Annotated in this window: 18 protein-coding genes; 8 read left to right on the top strand and 10 right to left on the bottom strand. The window is 71.0% G+C overall.

Annotated elements, in window-relative coordinates:
- Positions 1-8 precede the first annotated feature (8 nt).
- Complete coding sequence (locus tag AB4039_RS18400) at positions 9-194, top strand: DUF6104 family protein (protein WP_030190019.1); 186 nt, start codon at positions 9-11, stop codon at positions 192-194.
- A gap of 128 nt (positions 195-322) precedes the next feature.
- Here AB4039_RS18400 and sodN read toward each other — a convergent pair whose 3' ends face one another.
- Complete coding sequence (gene sodN / locus AB4039_RS18395; protein ID WP_007266490.1) at positions 323-718, bottom strand: superoxide dismutase, Ni; 396 nt, start codon at positions 716-718, stop codon at positions 323-325.
- 172 nt (positions 719-890) lie between these two features.
- Here sodN and sodX point away from each other — a divergent pair, with 172 nt between their 5' ends.
- Complete coding sequence (gene sodX, locus AB4039_RS18390; RefSeq protein ID WP_266842236.1) at positions 891-1,310, top strand: nickel-type superoxide dismutase maturation protease; 420 nt, start codon at positions 891-893, stop codon at positions 1,308-1,310.
- Here the strand turns inward: sodX and AB4039_RS18385 are convergent.
- Positions 1,214-1,843, bottom strand: a complete 630-nt coding sequence (locus AB4039_RS18385) for a CGNR zinc finger domain-containing protein (RefSeq protein WP_266842235.1) — start codon at positions 1,841-1,843, stop codon at positions 1,214-1,216. The two genes, sodX and AB4039_RS18385, sit on opposite strands and share 97 nt — an antisense overlap.
- Before the next feature lie 91 nt (positions 1,844-1,934).
- Here AB4039_RS18385 and AB4039_RS18380 point away from each other — a divergent pair, with 91 nt between their 5' ends.
- Entirely contained in the window at positions 1,935-2,705 is a 771-nt protein-coding gene (locus AB4039_RS18380; protein ID WP_442271212.1) for a methyltransferase domain-containing protein, read from the top strand.
- An 89-nt stretch (positions 2,706-2,794) separates the two neighbouring features.
- Here the strand turns inward: AB4039_RS18380 and AB4039_RS18375 are convergent, their stop codons facing one another.
- Genes AB4039_RS18375 through AB4039_RS18365 form a run of 3 tightly spaced genes read right to left on the bottom strand, consistent with a single transcriptional unit; the run spans position 2,795 to position 5,493 of the window.
- Positions 2,795-3,547 carry an amino acid ABC transporter ATP-binding protein gene (locus AB4039_RS18375; RefSeq protein ID WP_442271228.1) on the bottom strand — a complete coding sequence of 251 codons (753 nt, stop codon included), beginning with the start codon at positions 3,545-3,547 and terminating at the stop codon, positions 2,795-2,797.
- Positions 3,548-3,558: 11 nt separating this feature from the next.
- On the bottom strand, positions 3,559-4,512 hold the full coding sequence (locus AB4039_RS18370) for an amino acid ABC transporter permease (protein WP_266842233.1): 954 nt from the start codon (positions 4,510-4,512) through the stop codon (positions 3,559-3,561).
- Between the two features lie 30 nt (positions 4,513-4,542).
- Positions 4,543-5,493 carry an ABC transporter substrate-binding protein gene (locus tag AB4039_RS18365; RefSeq protein WP_266842232.1) on the bottom strand — a complete coding sequence of 317 codons (951 nt, stop codon included), beginning with the start codon at positions 5,491-5,493 and terminating at the stop codon, positions 4,543-4,545.
- 526 nt (positions 5,494-6,019) lie between these two features.
- On the opposite strand from AB4039_RS18365, the gene AB4039_RS18360 reads away from it, so the two are divergent.
- The 4 genes from AB4039_RS18360 to AB4039_RS18345 all read left to right on the top strand — a co-directional run bounded on the left by AB4039_RS18360 (position 6,020) and on the right by AB4039_RS18345 (position 9,399).
- Positions 6,020-7,222, top strand: coding sequence for an NAD(P)-dependent malic enzyme (locus AB4039_RS18360; RefSeq protein ID WP_442271211.1), 1,203 nt, complete (start codon positions 6,020-6,022; stop codon positions 7,220-7,222).
- A gap of 386 nt (positions 7,223-7,608) precedes the next feature.
- Positions 7,609-8,571: a zinc-binding dehydrogenase gene (locus AB4039_RS18355; RefSeq protein ID WP_266842230.1), complete on the top strand. Its 963-nt coding sequence runs from the start codon at positions 7,609-7,611 to the stop codon at positions 8,569-8,571.
- Between the two features lie 70 nt (positions 8,572-8,641).
- Positions 8,642-8,851: a helix-turn-helix domain-containing protein gene (locus tag AB4039_RS18350; protein WP_030225748.1), complete on the top strand. Its 210-nt coding sequence runs from the start codon at positions 8,642-8,644 to the stop codon at positions 8,849-8,851.
- On the top strand, positions 8,851-9,399 hold the full coding sequence (locus AB4039_RS18345; RefSeq protein ID WP_266842229.1) for a Clp protease N-terminal domain-containing protein: 549 nt from the start codon (positions 8,851-8,853) through the stop codon (positions 9,397-9,399). Before AB4039_RS18350 ends, AB4039_RS18345 begins: the two co-directional genes overlap by 1 nt.
- A gap of 7 nt (positions 9,400-9,406) precedes the next feature.
- Here AB4039_RS18345 and AB4039_RS18340 read toward each other — a convergent pair whose 3' ends face one another.
- The 3 genes from AB4039_RS18340 to AB4039_RS18330 all read right to left on the bottom strand — a co-directional run bounded on the left by AB4039_RS18340 (position 9,407) and on the right by AB4039_RS18330 (position 12,711).
- Positions 9,407-10,300, bottom strand: a complete 894-nt coding sequence (locus AB4039_RS18340; protein WP_266842228.1) for a helix-turn-helix transcriptional regulator — start codon at positions 10,298-10,300, stop codon at positions 9,407-9,409.
- A 1-nt stretch (position 10,301) separates the two neighbouring features.
- A complete protein-coding gene (locus AB4039_RS18335; protein WP_266842227.1) occupies positions 10,302-11,222 on the bottom strand; it encodes a DUF4097 family beta strand repeat-containing protein in 921 nt (306 codons plus the stop codon).
- A 556-nt stretch (positions 11,223-11,778) separates the two neighbouring features.
- Positions 11,779-12,711, bottom strand: coding sequence for a LysR family transcriptional regulator (locus AB4039_RS18330; RefSeq protein ID WP_266842226.1), 933 nt, complete (start codon positions 12,709-12,711; stop codon positions 11,779-11,781).
- A 214-nt stretch (positions 12,712-12,925) separates the two neighbouring features.
- Here AB4039_RS18330 and snpA point away from each other — a divergent pair, with 214 nt between their 5' ends.
- Positions 12,926-13,585 (top strand): snapalysin, encoded by a 660-nt coding sequence (snpA, locus tag AB4039_RS18325; protein ID WP_266842225.1) that lies wholly within the window; start codon positions 12,926-12,928, stop codon positions 13,583-13,585.
- Positions 13,586-14,003: 418 nt separating this feature from the next.
- Here snpA and AB4039_RS18320 read toward each other — a convergent pair whose 3' ends face one another.
- Both AB4039_RS18320 and AB4039_RS18315 read right to left on the bottom strand, forming a co-directional pair.
- Positions 14,004-14,606, bottom strand: coding sequence for a GNAT family N-acetyltransferase (locus AB4039_RS18320; RefSeq protein ID WP_266842223.1), 603 nt, complete (start codon positions 14,604-14,606; stop codon positions 14,004-14,006).
- A gap of 12 nt (positions 14,607-14,618) precedes the next feature.
- Positions 14,619-15,191, bottom strand: a 573-nt coding sequence (locus AB4039_RS18315; protein WP_442271210.1) for an RNA-guided endonuclease TnpB family protein, incomplete at its 5' end; no start/stop codon positions are given.

Raw genomic sequence — 15,191 nt, 5'->3', positions numbered from 1 at the left:
AGCCCGACTTGTACTTCACCGATCGCGGCATCGAGGAGCTGGAGAAGCGGCGCGGCGAGGAGGAGGTCACCTTCGAGTGGCTGGCCGAGCAGCTGCGCACCTTCGTCGACCTGAACCCGGACTTCGAGGTCCCGGTGGAACGCCTGGCGACCTGGCTGGCCCGCCTGGACGACGAGGACGAGGACGAGGAGTAGGCGCGGGAGGGGCGCGGGAGGGGCGCGGACCTGGAACGGTCCGCGCCGCGCCGCCGCCGGTACGACCGAGGGGCCCGACCGCGTGCGGTCGGGCCCCTCGGTCGTACCGGGGACGGGCTGGGCCTGGATCAGGCGGCCTTGGTCTCCCAGAAGATGCGGTCGATCTCGGCGATGAGCTCCAGGGCCTTCGCCCCGGTCGCCGGGTCGTTCGACGCCTTGGCGGCCGAGAGGGCCTTCAGGGTGTCGTTGACCAGGGTGTGCAGCTGCGGGTACTTCTCGAAGTGCGGGGGCTTGAAGTAGTCGCTCCAGAGCACCGACACGTGGTGCTTCGCGAGCTCGGCGCGCTGCTCCTTGATGGTGATGGCACGCGCGCGGAAGTCCGCGTCCTCGTTGGCCTGGTACTTCTCCTGGACGGCCTTGACGGACTCGGCCTCGATACGGGCCTGGGCCGGGTCGTACACGCCGCAGGGCAGGTCGCAGTGGGCGGAGACCTTCACCTTGGGGGCGAAGAAGCGGGAAAGCATGGAGTGGGTCCTCCTCGTGATCGTCTTCTCAAAGGTGGAGATTACTCGCTGAGAAACCGGAAATCGCGGGCGCCCCCATGGGCTTAGGACAAAAGTCCAGGGGCGGTCGAGGAGTGGTGAGCGAACGTACGGGCCCGTACGGCAGCATGCGGGGAGGACGAGGAGGCCGGACATGACGGAGAACAGGCGCACACGGGGGCGCATCGGCATCACCGAGGTGACGGGCCCGTCGATGGCCCCGACCCTGGCGGACGGGGACCGGCTGGTGGTCCGGTACGAGGCGCTGGTCCGGCCGGGTGACGTGGTGGTCTTCCGCCATCCGCTGCAGCAGGACCTGCTGGTGGTGAAGCGGGCGGCCGAGCGCCGGCCGGGCGGCTGGTGGATGCTCGGCGACAACCCCTTCAACGAGACCGGGGACAGCACCGACTACGGCGCGGTCCCCGAGGAGCTGGTGCTGGCGGTGGCCCGGCTGCGGCTGCGGCCGCGCCCGGACGGTCAGCGCTCGCTGAGGGCGTGGCTGTCCTGGGCGGCCTCGGCGGTGCGGCCGGTGCGTGCGGACTCCTCGGCCTCCAGCCGCTTGCGGGCGCGGTAGGCGGCGACGTTGGCGCGGGTGGCGCAGCGGTCGGAGCAGTAGCGCCGGGAGCGGTTGGTGGAGGTGTCGAGGTAGGCGTTGCGGCAGGGCGGCGCCTGGCACAGGCCCAGGCGGTCGGGGCCGTGCTCGGTGAGGGCGAAGGCCAGGCCCATCGCCGCCATCGCGGCGTAGCCGGCGGAGGCGTTGGAGGGGTGCTCGGCGAGGTGGATGTGCCAGTCGGGGCGGCCGTCCGGGCCGACCAGCTCGTGGCCGGAGACCTGGGGGCTGACGGGGAACTCCATGAGCAGGGAGTTCAGCAGGTCGACGGCGAGGACGTGGTCGCCGCCGTCGGCGGCCTCGAAGACGGCGCGCAGCCGGCCGCGCACGTTGCGGAAGCGCGTGACGTCAGTGTCGGTGACCCGGCGGGCCATCTGCACGCTGGCGCCGAAGAGGGCGCGGACGTCGTCCACCGAGGTGAGCGCGTCCTTGTTGCGGGCCGGCTCCTCGGTGTTGACCAGGCGCACGGCATAGTCCGAGTAATGGGCCAGTTCCACTTGTAGTCCTTACGGATGCGGATTAGTGTCAGCAGCGGCCGCGGTAACGGCTGGTACTGGTTCGAGGGTATTACGTACGGAGGGGTTCTCGATGACGGATACGGCGACCGGCTCGTTCGGTACGGACTGGCAGGCCTGGCAGGACAGCTGGGACCGGCAGCAGGAGTGGTACATGCCCGACCGCGAGGAACGGTTCCGGGTCATGCTGGACATGGTGGAAGCGCTGGTCGGCCCCGCCCCCCGGGTACTGGATCTCGCGTGCGGTACGGGAAGTATCACGGACAGGCTCCTCAAGCGGTTCCCGGAAGCCTCCAGTACGGGGCTCGATCTCGACCCCGCGCTGCTGACGATCGCCCGGGGCCACTTCGCGGGCGACGACCGGGTCACCTTCGTCACCGCCGACCTCAAGGACCCCGACTGGCCCGCGGCCCTCCCCCACGAGTCCTACGACGCGGTCCTGACCGCGACCGCGCTGCACTGGCTCCCCAGCGACGACCTGGCCGTCCTGTACGGGCGGATCGCCCCGCTGGTCCGCCCGGGCGGGGTCTTCATGAACGCCGACCACATGCCCGACCCCGCCACCCCGCGCATCGACGCCGCCGAGCACGCCCACCGGCACGCCGGCATGGACCGGGCCCGCGCCCTGGGCGTCCCGGACTGGCGCGAATGGTGGGCCCTGGCCGCGGCCGACCCGGCCCTGGCGCAGGCCACGGCGGCCCGGTTCGAGATCTACGGGGAGCACGCGGACGGCGACACCCCGAACGAGGCCTGGCACGCGCGGACCCTGCGCGAGGCCGGCTTCGCCGAGGCCCGCACGGTCTGGCGCTCCCCCTCGGACGCACTGGTCCTAGGTCTGAGGTAGGGACTTCGAACCGGCGCCGGGCACGACGAAGGGGCGGTACGGGAATCCGTACCGCCCCTCACGCGTGTCGCGGTTACAGCACCTTGGAGTTACAGCACCTTGGACAGGAACGCCTTCGTCCGGTCGTGCTGCGGGTTGCCCAGGACCTCGCGCGGGTGGCCGGACTCGACCACGACGCCGCCGTCCATGAACACGAGGTTGTCGCCGACCTCGCGGGCGAAGCCCATCTCGTGGGTCACCACGATCATGGTCATACCCGATTCGGCCAGGTCCCGCATGACGTCGAGGACGTCACCGACCAGCTCCGGGTCGAGCGCCGAGGTGGGCTCGTCGAAGAGCATCAGCTTCGGCTCCATGGCCAGCGCGCGGGCGATCGCCACGCGCTGCTGCTGACCGCCGGAGAGCTGGGTCGGGTAGTTCCCGCCCTTKTCGCCGAGGCCGACGCGGTCCAGGAGCTTGATCGCCCGCTCGCGGGCCACCGCCTTGGACTCGCCCTTGACCATGACCGGGGCTTCCATGACGTTCTCGATGGCCGTCATGTGCGGGAAGAGGTTGAAGCGCTGGAAGACCATGCCGATGTCCCGGCGCTGGGCCGCGACCTCGCTGTCCTTCAGCTCGTAGAGCTTGTCGCCCTTCTGCTTGTACCCGACCAGCTGGCCGTCGACCGAGAGCCGGCCGGCGTTGATGCGCTCCAGGTGGTTGATGCACCGCAGGAAGGTGGACTTGCCGGAGCCGGACGGACCGACCAGGCAGAAGACCTCACGGGGGGCGACCTCCAGGTCGATGCCCCGCAGGATGTGTGCGGCGCCGTACGACTTGTGGACGCCTTCGGCCTTGACCATCGGCTGGGCGGTCACTTCGCCACCTCCGTACGGCGGAACATGTTCAGGTTGGCCTTGAGCCGCTCGAACGGGGTGGGGGGCAGGCTGCGCAGCGAGCCGCGGGCGTAACGGCGCTCCAGGTAGTACTGGCCGACGCTGAACACGCTGGTCAGCGCCAGGTACCAGATGGACGCGACGAAGAACATCTCCATGACCGCGCCGGCGGTGCTGCCGATGTTGGAGCTGGCCCGCAGGAGTTCGGTGTACTGCACCGCCGAGACCAGGGAGGAGGTCTTCAGCATGTTGATGAACTCGTTGCCGGTCGGCGGGATGATCACGCGCATCGCCTGCGGGAGCACGATCCGGCGCATGGTCTGCGTCTGGGTCATGCCGAGCGCGTGCGAGGCCTCGCTCTGGCCCTCGTCGACGGACTGGATGCCCGCGCGGACGATCTCCGCCATGTAGGCGCCCTCGTTCAGGCCGAGGCCCAGCAGGGCGACCATGAACGGCGTCATGACGTCGACGGTCTCGTTCTTGTAGATCGGCCCCAGGTTGATGTACTGGAAGATCAGCGGGAGGCTGAACCAGACCAGGAGCTGCACGTAGACCGGGGTGCCGCGGAAGAACCAGATGTAGAGCCAGGACACGAAGCTCGTGACCGGGTTCTTCGACAGGCGCATCACCGCGAACAGGATGCCGAGCACGAGGCCCAGCGCCATGGACGAGATGCTGATGATGATGGTGTTGCCCATGCCCGCGATCACGGCGGGGTCGAACAGCTTGTCGCCGACCGTCGCCCAGATGATCTTGCCCTGGGAGAAGGCGTAGACGAGCCACCCGAGGAGTACGGCGACGACCACAGCGCTGATCCAGCGGCCGTAGTGCCGTACGGGGATTGCCTTGATGGCCTCGTAGGGGGTGGTGCCCGAGGCGCCGGGCCCGGCCGGCGGTGTCGCGGCCGGACCCTTGTCGATCTTGTCAGTCACAATGACTGCCCTTCAGTGGAGCGCTCGGACTTACTTGCCCGCGTTGATCGTGGCGGACTGCACGGCACTGCCCTGGACGTTCCACTTCTCCAGGGCCTTGGCGTAGGAGCCGTCCTTGATGCTGGCGTCGAGGGCTTCCTTGAGCGCGTCGCGCAGCTGGGCGTTGTCCTTGGAGACCGCGATGCCGAAGAGGCCGACGTCGGACTGCTGGCCGCCGACCTCGAAGTCGTTGCCGCCGCCCGAGGTCTTCGCGATGTACGCGGCGACCGGGTAGTCGTTCAGGTCGGCCACGGCGCCGCCGGCCTTGACGCGGGTCTGGGCCTCGGCGTCGGTGTCGAAGGCCTCGATGGTGAGCTTCTTGTCACCGCACTTCTCGGCCTGCGCCTTGAAGGTGTCCTCGTAGATCGTGCCGCGCTGGACGGCGACCGTCTTGCCGCACAGGTCGTCGAGGGACTTGATGTTGTCCGGGTTGCCCTTCTTGAGGATCAGGGAGACGCCGGAGGAGAAGTAGTCGACGAAGTCGACACCCTTACCGATCTTCTGACCCTTGTCGTCCAGGCCCTCCTGGCGCTTCTTGTTGTCGGTGATCGAGGAGATCGCCACGTCCTGGCGGCCGGTCTCCAGGGAGGTGATCAGACCGTCGAAGGTGCCGGAGGTGAACTGGAACTTCACACCGAGCTGCTTGCCGAGCGCGTCGGCGATGTCGGGGTCGACACCGACGATCTTGCCGTTGTCGACGAACTCCATCGGCGCGTAGGCCGTGTCGGAGCCGACCTTGATGACACCGGCGTCCTGGATCTTCTTCGGGAGCTTCGAGAACAGCGGGGCGCTGTTGTCGGTCTTGCCCGAGGGGGTCGAGGAGCCCTTGTCCGTCTGGTCGCCACAGCCGGTGAGGATCAGGGCGCCGGCGACCGCGATCGCGCCGACCGCGGCGATCCGGGACCGGGCGGCGGTCGTACGACGGGTGGTGCTTGCGGTCATGGGCTGGTTCCTCCGACAGGGGTGGAAAAGCATCCGGAAGAGGTCGCACACGCACCATCGAGTGTCGCGACCTTGTGTGATTACGGCATCTTGCCATTCGGACTGACGCATTCAGGCTGCCCATCAGGTCAAAATCAGATAACGGGCGCGCCCGACTACCCAACAGGACTGCGGGCAAGGCCCCTCGGAGCCGCACAAATCGCCGTGACCAGCCCTTTTGCCCTCACTATTTGCGGCGCGTCTCACCCATTGGACAGAGAGGTTTGGACTTTTAGCCAAAAACAGGACAAGCGGCCTACAGTTGAGCGGGAATCGACTCGTCTGGGCACACGTTCTTCGGGTAGAACAGATCCTTACACCCCTCATCCGGGGCTCAGGGCGCGCGTGCGGCGCGCCCGCGCGTACGAACCTCCCCTTCGCGGAGGCGGGCCAACCGCCGACGCGGAGTACGGACGCGGTGCCCGCCCACCCCTTAACCAGGAGTGGCCACCCTCAACGATTCAAAGGACTTAAGGGGTCRCACGAAGTGGCAGCGGAGATCGTCAACCCTCGCAGTGACAGTGCGACGGACAACAACCCCGACGCGGTGTTCGCGCTGCACCGGGGCGGCAAGATGGCCATCCAGGCCACGGTGCCGGTGAACGACAAGGACGACCTGTCCCTGGCGTACACCCCCGGCGTGGCGAAGGTGTGCACCGCCATCGCCGAACAGCCCGAACTCGTGAACGAGTACACCTGGAAGTCGAACGTGGTCGCCGTCGTCACCGACGGTACGGCCGTGCTCGGACTCGGTGACATCGGTCCCGAGGCCTCCCTCCCCGTGATGGAGGGCAAGGCGATTCTGTTCAAGCAGTTCGGTGGAGTGGACGCGGTTCCGATCGCGCTCGCCACCAAGGACACGGACGAGATCATCGAGACGGTCATCCGCCTCGCACCGTCCTTCGGCGGGGTCAACCTGGAGGACATCTCCGCGCCCCGCTGCTTCGAGATCGAGCGCCGCCTCCAGGAGGCGCTGGACATCCCGATCTTCCACGACGACCAGCACGGCACGGCGATCGTGACGCTGGCCGCCCTGCGCAACGCGGCGAAGCTCACCGGCCGCACCCTCGGCGACCTGCGCGCCGTGATCGCTGGTGCCGGCGCGGCGGGCATCGCCATCGCCAAGATCCTCGTGGACGCGGGCATCGGCGACGTCTGCGTCGCCGACCGCAAGGGCGTCGTCTCGGCGGACCGCTCCGACCTGACGGACGTCAAGGCGGAGATCGCGGGCCTGACCAACAAGACGGGTCTGAACGGCACGCTGGAGGAGGCCCTCGCGGGCGCGGACGTCTTCATCGGCGTCTCCGGCGGCACGGTCGGCGAGGAGGCCGTGGCCACGATGGCGAAGAACTCCTTCGTCTTCGCCATGGCCAACCCGAACMCGGAGGTCCACCCCGACGTCGCGCACAAGTACGCGGCGGTCGTGGCCACGGGCCGTTCGGACTTCCCGAACCAGATCAACAACGTGCTGGCCTTCCCCGGCATCTTCGCGGGCGCCCTGAAGGTGCGCGCGACCCGGATCACCGAGGGCATGAAGATCGCCGCCGCCGACGCCATCGCCGGTGTCGTGGGTGACGAGCTCGCCGCCGACTACGTGATCCCCTCGCCGTTCGACGCGCGCGTCGCCGAGGCCGTCACGGCCGCGGTCGCCGCGGCGGCGAAGGCCGACGGAGTGGCCCGCCTGGCCTGAACGCCACGTTGAGCCCTACGCGCAGAGGCCCGGCCGGGATGATCCGGCCGGGCCTCTTCGCGTGCGCGTCGTTCCCTCGCAGAACGCACCCTCCCGGCCCCCGAACCGGGAGGGGTCGTTCCGTCTTTCCTTGCCGGGCACGCGAGAGAGCGCGGGAACGCAAAGCGAGAAGGCGACGAGAATGACAGGCTCATGACGAGCGCGCCGCATGGCTTGAATCCTACCTCGATCCAGCCCCTCTCCCGACGTTCCGGTTAGTCCTATCCACCGGACAAACCGCCTGGTACGGAGGGAACTTGAGGGAGGAAGCGCGCCTTCCGCTCCGGCGTGGCGACACGCCTCGGCCTCTGGTCAGACGGGTCTACCGACCGGTAGCCTCTGGCCGCATGTTCGCTGCCTATGCCGCCCGAATCGACCGAGACCAGCCGCTGAACGGCCTTGTACTGGGCGACCGCCCGGCACCCGAGGCCCGCCCCGGCTGGGTGACCGTGAACGTCCGCGCCGCCTCCCTCAACCACCACGACCTGTGGTCGCTGCGCGGAGTCGGCCTGGACCAGGACAAACTGCCGATGATCCTCGGCTGCGACGCCGCCGGAACCGACCAGGACGGCAACGAGGTCGTCCTGCACTCCGTGATCGGCCAGAGCGGCCACGGCGTCGGCCCCGACGAGCCGCGCTCGATCCTGACCGAGCGCTACCAGGGGACCTTCGCCGAGCAGGTCACCGTCCCCGCCTGGAACGTGCTGCGCAAGCCCGCCGAGCTCTCCTTCGCGGAGGCCGCCTGCATGCCGACGGCCTGGCTGACGGCCTACCGGATGCTCTTCACCAACGCCGGGGTGCGCCCCGGCGACTCCGTCCTCGTCCAGGGCGCGGGCGGAGGGGTCGCCACCGCCGCGATCGTCCTGGGCCGCGCGGCCGGCCTGCGGGTCTTCGCCACCAGCCGCGACGAGTCCAAGCGCAAGCGGGCGGTGGAGCTGGGCGCCCTGGAGGCGTTCGAGCCCGGCGCCCGGCTGCCGCAGCGGGTGGACGCGGTCATCGAGACGGTGGGGGCCGCCACCTGGTCGCACTCGGTCAAGTCCCTGCGACCGGGCGGGACCCTGGTCATCTCGGGCGCCACCAGTGGCGACCGGCCGGCGCACGCCGAGCTGACCCGGATCTTCTTCCTGGAGCTCAAGGTGGTCGGTTCCACCATGGGCTCGAAGGACGAGCTGGAGGACCTGCTGTCCTTCTGCGCCGCCACCGGCGTGCGGCCCGTCATCGACGAGGTGCTGCCGCTCGACCGCGCGCGCGAGGGTTTCGAGAAGCTGGAGGCGGGCGACCTCTTCGGCAAGATCGTCCTCACCACCTGAGCGCCCCGACGGCACACGCGCTTGTCAATCTGGGTTGACAGCCCTCCCCTGTCAACCTAGATTGACATGCATGACGGAAGCCACCGACCTCGCAGAACGGGCCGGAGACCAGGACCCTCGCGTGGGCCTGCACGCCGTGGCCGCCCTCCGCAGGCTGCTGGAGCAGCTGGAGGCCGTACAGGTGCGCAGTGCCCGCGCGCAGGGCTGGTCCTGGCAGGAGATCGCGGCCGAGCTGGGCGTCAGCCGGCAGGCCGTACACAAGAAGTACGGGAGGCTGTGATGTTCGAACGCTTCACCCGGGACGCCCGCGCCACCGTGAAGGGCGCACTGGACGAGGCCCGGCAGGCCGGCGCCGCCACGGTCACCGAGGAGCACCTGCTGCTCTCCCTCATGGGCCTCGGCGCCCTGGACCCGCTCGGCGTGGACCGGGAGTCCGTACGGGCCCGGCTCGCCGAGTCCCGGCGGCGGGGCGGGATGTCCAAGGCCGACGAGCAGGCCCTCGCGGGACTCGGCATCGATCTCGGCGAGATCGTCGCCCGCATCGAGGAGACCCACGGCGCGGGCGCCCTCGCGGCCCCGCCGCCGCGCCGGCGCCGCATCCTCCCGCTGCGCCGCCGCGGCCCGGAAGCGGGCGACCGCGTCCGCTTCGCCGGGGACGCGAAGAAGGTGCTGGAGCAGTCCCTGCGCATCGCCCTGGGCCGCCACGACGACCACATCGGCACCCTGCACCTGCTGCTGGCCCTGCTGTCCCGGCCGGGCACGGTCTCCGAGGTCCTCGCTGACCACGGGATCACCTACGCCGCGGCCGAGACGGGCCTGGCGGCCTGACCCTCCCCTACGCGCCCGGCCGCAGCCCGGCCTCGATGCGGGCGGCGGCCGCGGCCAGGTGGGCCCGGGCCTCGACCAGCTGGGCGGGCGTCACGCCGTGGTCGCGCGCCGCGTCGCGGACATCGTCGCGGAAGCGGTCCAGCAGCCGGTCCAGGTCCCGCGCCGGGTCGGCGGTGGGCGCGAGGTCCTCGGCCCAGCCGGCGCCCGAGGGTCCCGGGGCACCGGCCGATTCGGTGGGGGCGGTGCCCGCGGATCCTCCGCCGAGCCAGGCTCCGGCGAGGCTCCCGAAGACCCCGCCGGGCTTGGCGAACTGCTCCTGGAGCTGGGCGGCGATCCGCTGGACCTCCTCGCGGGCCCGCTCCTGGGCCTCCTTGGCCTGGCGGCGGGCCTGCTGGGCCTCCTCACGGGCCCGGCGGCTCTCGTCCTTCGCCCGGCGGGCCTGTTCCTTCCACTCCTGCCTCGCCTTGCGGAGCTCCTCCTTGGCGGCCTTCCAGGACTCGTCGTCGACCTGGGTGGCCGTGGCGGAGGCGGCGGCCCGCATCTCGCGCCGCAGGTCGCCGGCGGCGCCCCGGACGTCGTCGCGGATCTCGGCGGCCAGCTCGGAGACGGAGTCGCGGATCTCCAGCTCCAGGTCGGCCAGTTCACCGCCGCGGTCGGCCAGTTCGGCCCGGCCCGCCTCGGTGATGGAGTACACCTTGCGCCCGCCTTCGGTCGCGTACGTGACGAGTCCCTCCGCCTCCAGCTTCGCCAGCCGCGGGTAGACGGTGCCCGCGGACGGGGCGTACAGGCCCTGGAAGCGCTCCTCCAGCAGGCGGATCACCTCGTACCCGTGGCGGGGCGCCTCGTCCAGGAGCTTGAGCAGGTAGAGGCGGAGTCGGCCGTGGGCGAAGACGGGCGGCATGTCAGAGCACCTTCTTGTCGAGCCGGAGGGGGGCGTCCGCGTCGGCCTGCGGGCGGCGCAGCAGGGCGATGGCCCCGGAGACGGTCGTCGCCCGCAGGGTGCCGGCACCCGTGCCGAGCGTGCCGGTGATCCGCTTGGCGCCGAGCTGCCCGGAGACCCGCAGGTCCTCGAAGGCGTTGGAGACCCCGCCGGTGGCGGTGTTGGCCTCCACCTTGGCGTCGGCGGGGTGCGGCAGGCGGATCGCCACCTCGCCGGAGACGGAGTTGAGGAAGATCTCCACCGGCTTGGGAGCGGCCGGGTCGGGGGCGAGGTCGATGAGCATGTCGCCGCTGACCGAGTCGGCCCGTACGGTGCCGCCGAAGCCGTCGACCACCGTCAGGCCGCCGGAGACGGAGTGGAAGCCGAGCTCGCCGGTCAGGGACTGGGCCTCGACGCTGCCGGAGACGGTGTGCGCCTTGACCCGGCCGGACAGCCCGACGAGGGTCGCGTCGCCGGAGACCCCGTTGACCTCGGTGCCGCCCGCGATGCCGGAGACGAAGACGGTGGCGCTGACGGTGGCCAGTTGCACGTGGGTGCCGGCCGGCAGGGTCAGCGTCACGGCCACACTGCGCTCCCAGGCCTTGCGGCCGTCCTCGGAGGCGCCCTTCCAGGCCTTCCACGGCTTGCCCTCGAACCACTTCTTGAAGCCCTGGGAACCGTTCCAGGGGAGGTCCTCGTAGGACAGGGTGAGGGTGCCGTCCTCCTGGACCACGTGCAGGGGCGGCCCGTCGACCTCGGCGACCTCCAGCCGCGCCGGCCCCGCGTCGGCGGCGGCCACCACGTTGACCGTGCCGCCGACCACACGGACGCGCAGGTCGGTCACCGGCTGCTCGAAGGTGAGCTTCTGCGGTGCGGCGACGGACCACGTCATCTGCTCTGCCATGGTGCTGCTCCTCCTCGTGGGCTGACGCACGCAACATATCGCGTCTTCTGTAGAACACGATATATCGCGGCAGGGTGAAGTCAAGCACCTGCGCGGCATCCCGCGTCCGGAGCGGTTCGCCCGGCGCCGACGCCCGAACGGATCATGCGAGCGGGCCGCCCGGCCGCGCACGCGGGCGACCGCGCCGCACGGGTGCCGTGCCCGGTCGTGGAGGTCTCCGCCGCCATCCGGGCGGCCAGGGCGTCGGCGGGTGCGGACACGCTCCGGCCGGCTCCCGGGTGCGCGAACCGGCCGACGGAGCCGGACGCGGGGAACCCGCCGACGGGCTGCCCGAGGTCACCGGCGGGAGCACCCCGAGGGCGGCCCACGCCAAGGTCACCCGCACCGCGGCGACCGCCCGCACGGCACCGCCGAGGGCGGCGGCGTCTTCAAGGCGTCCGGCACGGCCGCCCTGGACGACACCGCGGTACGGAGCCACACCCCGGACGACTGCCGCCCGGTGGGCGCCGTCCCGGGCCGCACCGGCCGATACCCCGGCCGGGGCGGGGCCGGGGGTTCAGGCCGCCAGGAGGGGGCTCGCGTGGTGGCGCAGCCAGGCCCGGTACGGCGGCGTGCGCAACGCCGCCTCGCGATAGGCCGCGCGGAGGTCCTCGTAGACCTCCGCGTGCGCCCCCGGCCGGGTGGCGAGGAGCAGCCGTACCGCGAGCGGGTCCCCCGACAGGGGCCGGATGGCCATGTCGTCCCGGGGCCCCGACGTCGGCTGGCAGGGCGCGACCGCCTCGCCGGAGATGATCAGCGAGGTGGCGGTGTGGTAGTCGGCGTGCAGCACGGGCGGATCGAGGCCGGCCCCGGCGAAGACCCTGCGCAGCCCGTCCCATTCGCCGTCGACGGAAGGGTCGACGGTCCAGCGGTCGCGGGCCAGGTCCTGTAACTCCACCACCGACGACCGCGCGGCGGGGTGGTCCCGCGCCATGGACACGAACTGCGGCTCGCGCTCCATCAGCACGTGCAGCTGGAGCCCCTCCGGCACCCGCAGCGGGCAGCCCTCGACCTCGTGGACGAAGGCCACGTCCAGCTGCCCGGCGGCCACCATCCGCAGCAGCGCGTTGGCCGAGACGTCGACGACCAGCGAGGTCTCCGTGTCGGGCGCGCGCCGGTGCAGCCGCCGCAGCCACCCCGGCAGGGCGCGGCTCGCGGTCGAACCGAGCCTCAGCCGGGGTCCGTGCGCCGCCGCGCGGGCCTCGGCGACCAGCGCGGCCATCTCCGCGAGCAGGGGCCGGGCCCGGCCGAGCACCGTGCGCCCGAACGGCGTCGGCCGGCAGCCGGTGCGCTCCCGCAGGAACAGCTCGCCGTCCAGGGCCCGTTCGATCCGGCGCAGCTGGGTCGTCAGCGAGGGCTGGCTCACGCCGAGTTGCCGCGCCGCCTTGTGCAGGCTGCCGGCGTCGGCGATGGCGCACAGCGCCCGCAGGTGCCTGACCTCAAGCTCCATGTCCCGAGGGTAGGGGGCGGCCGACGGACCGCACCAGCCACCTATAGCCCCCCGAATCCCGCCATTCTCACGCCAGTCGCCCTGTCGAAAACTTCCCGATAGGCCGGCGCTATCGGGTGCTGACATCATCCCCGGGCCCCTTCGGCTCCCGCAGACTCCGGTACCGGACGACCCATCCACCCCCCACCGCACCGGCTGAGTAGGAGCCCCCCACATGCGCCACTCCCGCAGGATCACGCTGTCCGCGACCATCGGCCTCGGCATCGCCGCGGCCCTCGGCGGCGTGGTCCCCACGGCCACGGCGGCGAACGCCCCGGCCGGCAACCCGGCCAGTTACGCCGCGTACGAGCGTTCCGCGGAGAACCAGGCCGCCAACAGCGCCTTCTTCGAGGCCGTGAAGCGCTCGGTCGCCGAGCAGCGCGCCGCCAACCCCGGTCTGCTGTCCGTCACCGTCACCTACAACACCCGCAACGCGCCGAGCTTCCGCAGCGTGATCTCCCGTTCCACCCAGATATGGAACGGCTCGGTGTCCAACGTGAAGCTCCAGGAGGTGTCCTCCGGCGGGAACTTCTCGTACTACGAGGGCAACGACTCCCGCGGTTCGTACGCGAGCACCGACGGGCACGGACGGGGTTACATCTTCCTCGACTACGCCCAGAACCAGCAGTACGACTCCACCCGCGTGACGGCGCACGAGACCGGTCACGTGCTGGGCCTGCCGGACCACTACTCGGGGCCGTGCAGCGAACTGATGTCGGGCGGCGGTCCGGGCACCTCGTGCACGAACCCCTACCCGAACAGCACCGAGCGCTCGCGCGTGAACCAGCTGTGGGCCAACGGCCTGGTCGCCTCGGGCATGGACACCAAGGGCTAGCCCCCGGCGGCGTACCGCGTGCAGTCCGGGTTCCGGCAGGGACCCGGACTCCACTCAGGCACGAAGATGCCGAGGGACTTGCGTCGTCTCAGCAGGGTGTCGACGGCGTGCCCGCAGGCCTGGCACGTCAGCTGCTCGTGCCCGGCCCGCGGGGCCACCGTCCCACGCACCCGCTGTTGCTGTTCACCGGCCATACCTCCACGGTAGGCCGGTTCCGCGCGGACGGCGCGGTTCAGCGCTTGACGTCGTACGAGGTGATGACCTGGCCGCCGCCGAGGGCGGTGCAGCCGGTCAGCTCCAGCGGACGGCCCCCGAAGCCCGCCCGGGACATCGGCATGCCGGTCCCCACGACGACCGGGTACGTCTTGACGATGCACTCGTCGATCTCATCGGCCAGCTGCCCCTCGGGATCCGCGCCTCAGCCCAGCGGCTTGCGCCACATCGGCCACATCAGCGGCCCGTCCGGCAGCCGCACCGCCTCGCCCGTGAACTCCCAGCCGAGCCGCTCGTAGAGCGCGCGGCTGCGCTCGCTGCTCGCCTCCAGGTACGCCGGGACGCCCTCGCGGTCGCAGCGCTCCAGGACCGGCCGGATCAGCTCCGTGCCCAGCCCCTCGCCCTGCCGCCCCGGCGCCACCGCGATCATCAGCAGGTACTCGTGCTCCTCCGCGGTGGGGTGCACCGCGCCCGTGAGCCGGCCCACCAGCTCGCAGCGCTCGTTGCCGGGATCGGCGACCGCCCGCATCTTCGCCGGGACCTCGTCCTCGACGGGCTCCGCCTCCGGGTCGTCCGCCGGGATCCGCAGCCACAGCGCCGCCGCCGAGCCGTCCGCCGCGTAGTCGATCCGGCCCTCCGCGAGCGCCACGTCCACGAAGACGCCGAGGAAGCGGCCGTGCACGGCGGCCCGGTGCTCCGGATCGGGGAAGACCCAGCAGCTCACCGGGTCGCGGCGGAAGGCCTCGTCCAGCAGCCGCGCCACCGCGTCCCGGTCCGACTGATCCGCCTGGCGTATCTCCAGCACCACAGGTCACACCCTTCACTCAGGTCTCAACAACACTGATTGACTCCTCCCCCTCGTGAACGAGAGGGATTCCTGGCTCACTTCGCCTGGCCCCTGGCAGGGGGCAGGTCTTACAAGATCAGCACCAGCCGGGTTGAGACCAGCCCGGACGAGCATCACGCGGGCGGAGTTCTTGTCCCTGGGGGACACCGCTCCACACGCGGTGCACGTATACGTTCTCTCGGAGAGGGGGAGTGCGTGCTTGGCTCTCGCTCCGCACTGTGCGCAGTCCATGGTGGTGTGCGCGGGGTGTACCAGGTGCACRGTCCGGCCGTGCTTGCGGGCCATCTCGACCAGAGCCGCCTTGACGGCGCCGATCGCGGCGTCGGCCGCCTTGCGGGCCATGGTCGTCTTCGCGAGGAAGCGCGGCCGGAAGTCCTCCACGGCTAGGTGGTCGAAGTCCCGTACGACCTGCTTGGCCCACTTGCGGCCGGTGTCCTGCCGCTGCCGGACGGTCTTCTTGTGCATCTTCGCCGCGGCCTTTCGGGCCCTGCGGCAGCCGCTGGTGTCGGGACGGTTCTTCGGGGTCCGGCGCCGGGCCATCCTCCG

The sequence above is a fragment of the Streptomyces sp. M-16 genome, assembly GCF_052114405.1.
Lineage (GTDB): Bacteria > Actinomycetota > Actinomycetes > Streptomycetales > Streptomycetaceae > Streptomyces.
The sequence above is the reverse complement of the archived record's forward strand: the minus strand, read 5'-3'. Positions and strand labels throughout refer to the sequence as shown.

What these genes read in the sequence shown, in the direction of transcription:
- AB4039_RS18355 (WP_266842230.1), top strand. Translation starts at nt 7,609, where the DNA reads ATGTTCGCTGCCTATGCCGCCCGAATCGACCGAGACCAGCCGCTGAAC.
- AB4039_RS18330 (WP_266842226.1), bottom strand. Translation starts at nt 12,711, where the DNA reads ATGGAGCTTGAGGTCAGGCACCTGCGGGCGCTGTGCGCCATCGCCGAC.
- snpA (WP_266842225.1), top strand. Translation starts at nt 12,926, where the DNA reads ATGCGCCACTCCCGCAGGATCACGCTGTCCGCGACCATCGGCCTCGGC.
- AB4039_RS18380 (WP_442271212.1), top strand. Translation starts at nt 1,935, where the DNA reads ATGACGGATACGGCGACCGGCTCGTTCGGTACGGACTGGCAGGCCTGG.
- AB4039_RS18350 (WP_030225748.1), top strand. Translation starts at nt 8,642, where the DNA reads ATGACGGAAGCCACCGACCTCGCAGAACGGGCCGGAGACCAGGACCCT.
- AB4039_RS18335 (WP_266842227.1), bottom strand. Translation starts at nt 11,222, where the DNA reads ATGGCAGAGCAGATGACGTGGTCCGTCGCCGCACCGCAGAAGCTCACC.
- AB4039_RS18345 (WP_266842229.1), top strand. Translation starts at nt 8,851, where the DNA reads ATGTTCGAACGCTTCACCCGGGACGCCCGCGCCACCGTGAAGGGCGCA.
- sodX (WP_266842236.1), top strand. Translation starts at nt 891, where the DNA reads ATGACGGAGAACAGGCGCACACGGGGGCGCATCGGCATCACCGAGGTG.
- AB4039_RS18340 (WP_266842228.1), bottom strand. Translation starts at nt 10,300, where the DNA reads ATGCCGCCCGTCTTCGCCCACGGCCGACTCCGCCTCTACCTGCTCAAG.
- AB4039_RS18365 (WP_266842232.1), bottom strand. Translation starts at nt 5,493, where the DNA reads ATGACCGCAAGCACCACCCGTCGTACGACCGCCGCCCGGTCCCGGATC.
- sodN (WP_007266490.1), bottom strand. Translation starts at nt 718, where the DNA reads ATGCTTTCCCGCTTCTTCGCCCCCAAGGTGAAGGTCTCCGCCCACTGC.